At 40.2% G+C, this 6,856-nt stretch carries 6 protein-coding genes; 4 read left to right on the top strand and 2 right to left on the bottom strand.

All coding sequences use genetic code 11. The features are described from left to right. Positions 1–4 precede the first annotated feature (4 nt). A complete protein-coding gene (gene edd, locus DBU79_RS07145) occupies positions 5–1,831 on the bottom strand; it encodes a phosphogluconate dehydratase (RefSeq protein WP_154411984.1) in 1,827 nt (608 codons plus the stop codon). A 65-nt stretch (positions 1,832–1,896) separates the two neighbouring features. Between edd and DBU79_RS07150 the strand changes: the two genes are divergently transcribed. The 4 genes from DBU79_RS07150 (at position 1,897) to DBU79_RS07165 (ending at position 6,073) form a co-directional block, all read left to right on the top strand. Continuing rightward, a complete protein-coding gene (locus DBU79_RS07150) occupies positions 1,897–3,174 on the top strand; it encodes a glucose-6-phosphate dehydrogenase (RefSeq protein ID WP_154411985.1) in 1,278 nt (425 codons plus the stop codon). A 10-nt stretch (positions 3,175–3,184) separates the two neighbouring features. Then, positions 3,185–3,868 carry a 6-phosphogluconolactonase gene (gene pgl / locus DBU79_RS07155; protein WP_154411986.1) on the top strand — a complete coding sequence of 228 codons (684 nt, stop codon included), beginning with the start codon at positions 3,185–3,187 and terminating at the stop codon, positions 3,866–3,868. Beyond that, positions 3,855–4,865 carry a glucokinase gene (locus tag DBU79_RS07160; RefSeq protein ID WP_154411987.1) on the top strand — a complete coding sequence of 337 codons (1,011 nt, stop codon included), beginning with the start codon at positions 3,855–3,857 and terminating at the stop codon, positions 4,863–4,865. The genes pgl and DBU79_RS07160 overlap by 14 nt, the downstream gene beginning before the upstream one ends. Positions 4,866–5,026: 161 nt before the next feature. Further along, positions 5,027–6,073, top strand: a complete 1,047-nt coding sequence (locus tag DBU79_RS07165; protein ID WP_021307896.1) for an NAD(P)-dependent alcohol dehydrogenase — start codon at positions 5,027–5,029, stop codon at positions 6,071–6,073. 11 nt (positions 6,074–6,084) lie between these two features. On the opposite strand, the gene DBU79_RS07830 is transcribed toward DBU79_RS07165, so the two are convergent. Beyond that, on the bottom strand, positions 6,085–6,856 hold a 772-nt coding region (locus tag DBU79_RS07830; protein ID WP_195834247.1), incomplete at its 5' end, for a glycosyltransferase family 8 protein.

A 6,856-nucleotide genomic window follows, 5' to 3' on the forward strand; every position in this document is an offset into this window, starting at 1 on the left:
TCCTTTATACCTTTATGCCAAAACTCATGCCGCCCTCTTCAGCGGTATCAACATTCAATCTCAAACTCGTAAATAATTCCCTACCCAGCCCAAAAGTAGGCTTTTCTAAATTTTCTAAGGTTTCTAAAAACAAGGGGTTGATGCCTCTATTTTCAAAATCCTTTTCAAGCACATTCAAGGCGTTATTAGGAGCGTCTAATTCTATCCAATCGCCATCTTTAATCTTAATGATCGCCCCGTTTAACGCCCCCTCAGGGCTTAAATGGATCGCGCTAGGCACTTTCCCGCTCGCCCCGCTCATGCGCCCATCCGTAACGAGCGCGACCTTATAGCCCATATCCTGCAAAGCCCCTAAATTCGTGGTGAGTTTGTGCAATTCTGGCATGCCATTAGATTTAGGCCCTTGGAAAGGCAAGACCGCCACAAAGTCCCTTTCTAATTCTTTATTTTTAAAGCGTTCTAAAAATTCGCTTTGGGTTTTAAAAACAATCGCTCTGGCTTTAACTTTCCTATGCTCATCTTTAATGGCTGAAATTTTAATCACGGCCCGCCCTAAATTACCCTTTAAAATTTTAAGCCCCCCATTAGCGGCAAAAGGCTCGCTCACAGGGCGTAAAATATCCGTATTCAGGCTATGATTGATGGCGTCTTTATACACCAAGTGGTCGTTTTCTAAAAAGGGGGTTTTGGTGTAATTTTGCATGCCTTTTTGCGTTTCTGTATCCATGATGGTATGAGTGTCTTCAAATAAAAGCCCCTCTTTTAACAATTCCTTGATCACAAACGCTAAGCCCCCACAGGCTTCAAAAGCGTTCACATCCGCTGATCCGTTAGGATAGACTTTAGCTAAAAGGGGTATGAGGTTAGAAACTGCGTCAAAATCGTCCCAATTAAGGATCACCCCACAAGATCTAGCGATAGCGATCAAATGTAAAGTGTGGTTAGTAGAACCTCCTGTCGCCATTAAGCCTATAAGCGCGTTAAGAATGCTTTTTTCATCAATGAGTTTGGCTAAAGGCAGGACTTTTCCGCTCGCTAATCTTTTAGCGCTCTCTTCTACTAAAACCTTTCGTAAGGGGTTGTTAGGGTTGATAAAGCTAGAATTAGCCACATGCAACCCCATAAATTCCATCATCATTTGATTAGAATTAGCCGTGCCATAAAAAGTGCAAGTGCCCACATCATGATAGCTTTGCATTTCCACTTTTAAAAGCTCTTCTCTGTTGATTTTTCCTAGCGCAAAATCTTGGCGCGCTTTGGCTTTTTTATAATTTTCTATCCCGCTCACCATAGGCCCGCTTGGCACAAACACGCTCGCTAAATTCCCAAAGCTTAACGCTCCTATGAGTAAGCCTGGCACAATCTTATCGCACACGCCTAAAAAAAACGCCCCGTCAAAAACATTATGGCTTAACCCTACGGCGGTACTTAATGCGATCACATCTCTACTGAACAAGCTCAATTCCATTCCCTCATAACCCTGCGTGATACCATCACACATCGCTGGCACCCCACTAGCAACGCTCGCATAAGCGTTATGCTCTTGCAATTCTTTTTTAATCCAGTCAGGGTAATTTTTAAAAGGTTGGTGGGCTGAAAGCATGTCATTATAAGCGGTGATAATCGCAAAATGCTTTCTTTTATGCGAACCTAAAGGCATCTTTAAATGCTCTGGCATGCTCGCTGTAACATGCGCAATATTCGCGCAACCCAAGCTCTCAATCTTGGGCTGGTTTTTAGGGTTAAAGATATTTTCTAAATAAAGCTCTCTGGTTTTTTTGCTACGCTCTGTAATTTTTTCTTTGATTTGTTCTAAAGAATGCTTAGGCATGAACACCCCTTCAATTAAGATTTAATATATAATAATAACTTAAAAACACTCTAAAAGGGTTATTGATGTTGGATTTTGATTTGGTTCTTTTTGGCGCGACTGGGGATTTAGCCATGCGAAAGCTCTTTGTTTCGCTCTATGAAATTTATATTCATTATGGTTTTAAAAACGATTCTAGAATTATCGCATCGGGGCGTAAGGAGCTATCCAATGAAAAGTTTTTAGCGCTTCTTTGTGAAAAAACACAACTGCATTCAAGAGAAAAGGGTGAGGAATTTTTAGCCCATATCAGTTATTTGCGCATCCGTTTGGATAACTCTAAAGACTTTGAAGAATTGAGTAAAATCGCTACAAACAATAAGCCCTTGATTTTCTACTTTTCTATCTCCCCTAGTTTTTTTGCAACGACCGCTCAAAATTTAGCCCAAAACGCGCTCAATCACGCCAACACTCGCTTGATTTTAGAAAAGCCTTTAGGGCATGATTTAAAGACTTGTCAAGAGATTTTCCAAAGCATTAGCGCTTTTTTTAAAGAAGAACAAATCTTTAGAATCGATCATTATTTAGGGAAAAAGGGCGTTCAAAATATCCTTGAATTGCGCTTAAATAACCCTATCTTAAACATTTTATGGGATCAAATCAGCACGGTTGAAATCTGCGTGTATGAGACTTTGGGGGTGGAAGAAAGGGGCGAATTTTACGATAAAATCGGGGCTTTAAGGGATATGGTTCAAAACCATCTCTTGCAAGTTTTATCCCTTATCGCCACAGATTTACCCAACGATTTAAAAGACTTAAGGAAAGAAAAAATCAAAGTTTTAAAAACCTTACAACCCCCTAAAGATTTTAAAAAACAGGTTATTCGGGCCCAGTATCAAGGCTATAGAGATGAAAATAAGGTTAATAAAGAGAGCCAGACAGAAACTTTTGTCGCTATTAAAGCCTTTTTGGATACGCCTAAATTTAAAGGCGTGCCTTTCTACCTTAAGCACGCTAAAAAAATGCCCCACAGCCAAGCGAGCGTGAAAATCCATTTTAACGCAGTCAATACGCTAGAATTTTTCCTCTCTCAAGATAAAATCACTCTCACCCTAAAAGATCATCAAAACCCCCTTATTTTAGAAACCCCTAACAAACAAGAATTTTTACAGCCCTACGCTAAATTGCTCTATGATGCGATACAAAATAACCACAATAATTTCGCCCACCAATTGGAATTAGAAGCGTCATGGGTTTTTATTGACACGCTCATAGAGGGTTTTATCAATAACGCCACGCCCTTATATTCCTATGAAAGCCATAATCTCAACGAATCAGAATTTTTAAAACCACTCTATCAATAAAAGGGATTTCATGGGTTATCAATTGTTTGAATTTGAAAATTTGAAAGATTGCCACAAGGCTTTAACAGAGCGTTTTAAAGAATTTTTTAACGCCGCCTTAAAAAAGCACCATCAAGTTTCTATCGCTTTTTCTGGGGGCCGTTCGCCCATTAGCTTGTTGCAAAAATTGAGCGTTTTAGATCTCAAATGGCATGCGTGTTTAGTCAGTTTGGTGGATGAACGCATTATAGACACCAATCATGATGACAGCAACACCAAATTATTACACGACTACTTGTTGCAAAATAACGCCTTAAAAGCTTCTTTCATTCCGCTTTTGCCCAAAAAGATTTCTAGCGATACAAACGCGCTTTTTAATTTTGCTAACCAGCATTTCAAACAGCCCCATTTAGCCATTTTGGGCATGGGGACTGACGGGCATACGGCTAGCCTTTTTCCTGAAACGAGCGCTTTTTTAAACGAAGAAAAAGAAAATATCGTCTTAACTAAGCCAGCTAACGCTCCTTATGAGCGCTTGAGCATGTCTATTAACGCCTTAGAAAATTGCGAAAAACTTTTCTTAAGCATTAGCGGAGTGCAAAAAAGGGGAGTTTTAGAAAAAGCTTTAAAAGAAAACGCTCCCTATTCTCTGCCGATTGCTCGGATTTTACATTCTCAAAAAGTTACCACGGAGGTGTTTTATGCCAAAAACTGAAACTTACCCAAGACTATTAGCCGATATTGGCGGCACGAACGCGCGCTTTGGCTTGGAAGTCGCCCCACGACAGATTGAGTGCATTGAAGTCTTGCCATGCAAAGATTTTGAAAGCTTGAGCGATGCGGTGCGATTTTATCTTTATAAATGCAAAGAAAGCCTTAAACTGCACCCTACTTATGGCTCTTTTGCGGTGGCTACGCCCATTATGGGGGATTTTGTCCAAATGACGAACAACCACTGGACTTTTTCTATTGAAACGACACGGCAATGTTTGAATTTAAAAAAATTGCTTGTCATCAATGATTTTGTCGCACAAGCCTATGCCATTAGCGCGATGCAAGAAAACGATCTGGCTCAAATAGGCGGGATTAAGTGCGAAATCAACGCTCCTAAAGCGATTTTAGGGCCAGGAACTGGGCTTGGGGTAAGCACTCTTATCCAAAACAGCGATGGCTCTTTAAAAGTCTTGCCCGGTGAAGGGGGGCATGTGAGCTTTGCCCCTTTTGATGATTTAGAAATTTTAGTGTGGCAATACGCCCGCTCTAAATTCAATCATGTGAGCGCGGAAAGGTTTTTGAGCGGGAGCGGTTTGGTGCTGATTTATGAAGCCCTGTCTAAACGCAAAGGCTTAGAAAAAGTGGCGAAGTTAAGCAAGGCTGAATTAACCCCACAAATCATTAGCGAACGTGCTTTGAATGGGGATTACCCTATATGCCGATTGACTTTGGATACTTTTTGCTCCATGCTAGGCACGCTCGCTGCTGATGTGGCTCTCACTTTGGGGGCTAGGGGGGGCGTGTATTTGTGTGGGGGGATTATCCCACGATTCATTGATTATTTTAAAACTTCGCCCTTTAGAGCGCGTTTTGAAACGAAAGGGCGCATGGGAGCGTTTCTCGCTTCTATCCCTGTGCATGTCGTGATGAAAAAAACTCCGGGACTTAATGGGGCGGGCATTGCATTAGAGAATTATTTACTGCATGATAAGATATAGCAGCATTAAGAATAAAAGCGGCTTATACAAGGGGTGTGTTTAAGTGCGCCAAACAACGATACCATATAACCAACAATGATAAAATTAGTTAAACCTATAGAAATATAAGCAAACCATAAAAACGATACAATAGCGGTATTTTAATCAAACAAGGAGTTTCAATGAGAGTTCAATCTAAAGGTTTTGCTATTTTTTCTAAAGACGGGCATTTCAAACCCCATGATTTTAGCCGCCATGCTGTAGGCCCTAAAGATGTGTTGATTGACATTCTTTATGCAGGGATTTGCCATAGCGATATTCATAGCGCTTATAGCGAATGGAAAGAAGGCATTTATCCTATGATTCCTGGGCATGAAATTGCTGGGGTCATCAAAGAAGTGGGTAAGGAAGTTAAGAAATTTAAGGTTGGCGATGTGGTGGGCGTGGGCTGTTTTGTCAATTCATGCAAAGCGTGTAAGCCCTGCAAAGAACACCAAGAGCAGTTTTGCACCAAAGTGGTATTCACTTATGATTGTTTGGATTCTTTCCATGACAACGAACCCCACATGGGCGGATACTCTAATAATATTGTCGTGGATGAAAACTATGTGATTAGCGTGGATAAAAACGCCCCTTTAGAAAAAGTAGCCCCCTTGCTTTGCGCGGGCATCACCACTTATTCGCCCTTAAAATTTTCTAAGGTTACTAAAGGCACAAAAGTTGGCGTCGCTGGGTTTGGTGGGCTAGGAAGCATGGCGGTTAAATACGCTGTGGCTATGGGGGCTGAAGTGAGCGTTTTTGCAAGAAATGAACACAAAAAACAAGACGCTTTAAGCATGGGGGTTAAACATTTCTACACTGACCCTAAACAATGCAAAGAAGAATTGGATTTTATCATTTCAACCATTCCTACCCATTATGATTTAAAAGACTATCTCAAGCTCTTAACTTATAATGGCGATCTAGCCCTTGTGGGACTCCCCCCTGTAGAAGTCGCTCCAACGCTTAGCGTTTTTGATTTTATCCATTTAGGCAATCGCAAGGTTTATGGCTCATTGATTGGGGGCATTAAAGAAACCCAAGAGATGATGGATTTTTCTATCAAACACAATATTTACCCTGAAATAGATTTGATTTTAGGCAAGGATATTGATACCGCTTATCACAACCTAACCCATGGGAAAGCGAAATTCCGTTATGTGATTGATATGAAAAAATCGTTTGATTAAAGGCTTTGACTCTAGCTCTTTTTTAAGAGCTTGAGTAGGATTTTTTTAACAATCCCATGAAGCCCTAGGATTTTAAGGGTTTTACTAATAAGACTCTTGAGTGGTATTGAAATGCAGTATTTAAATAATCTTCGCCTTGCGTTTTGGGGAATCTCATGAATGTGTAAAGAATAATGATTCAAAAAGGTCTTAAAAGCGTCATGGGCGATCTGTTCTTCTGTTTTCCATAAAGGGAAGTAGTAATGATAAGCGGCAATGCTATGGTAGTAATGCCATTTTTCTCCACCTATCTCCCCACCCCCTGTGATCAAATAAGACCAATCGCTCATAAATGGGGTTTTAGCCAAAGCGTTCAGCCATAAATCCGCTTTCAAACCAAAAGGATAGTCCCAAGGCTTGATTTGAAAATAAGGATGAGAGTCATATTGTATAACGATAGGTTCTCTTAGGGCTTGTTTAATGGTGTTATGATAAATTGCATTGGCCACGCCCTTTAAATGCTCTTCAGAAAGCCTATAATAGTGTGGGAAAATGCAATACTCTATTTTTAATGGTGCGATCTTTGAACGACAAAATTCTGTCAGTTGCGGTTCTTTATCTATTTTTTGCGTGCGTATGATTTCTAATATTTTTTTACAAAATTGATTTTTTCGCTGGTAAGTTAAGTTGCAATAAAAAAAGCCTTCATACGGGTATATTTTGTCATAAACCCCATAAAAATAATTCTCATCATTTTCTTTAATGTTTAAGAAATCAGCGCTAAATTCATTGCAAAAGATAACA

This window comes from Helicobacter pylori (assembly GCF_009689985.1).
In the GTDB taxonomy this organism is placed as follows: Bacteria; Campylobacterota; Campylobacteria; order Campylobacterales; family Helicobacteraceae; genus Helicobacter; species Helicobacter pylori_CG.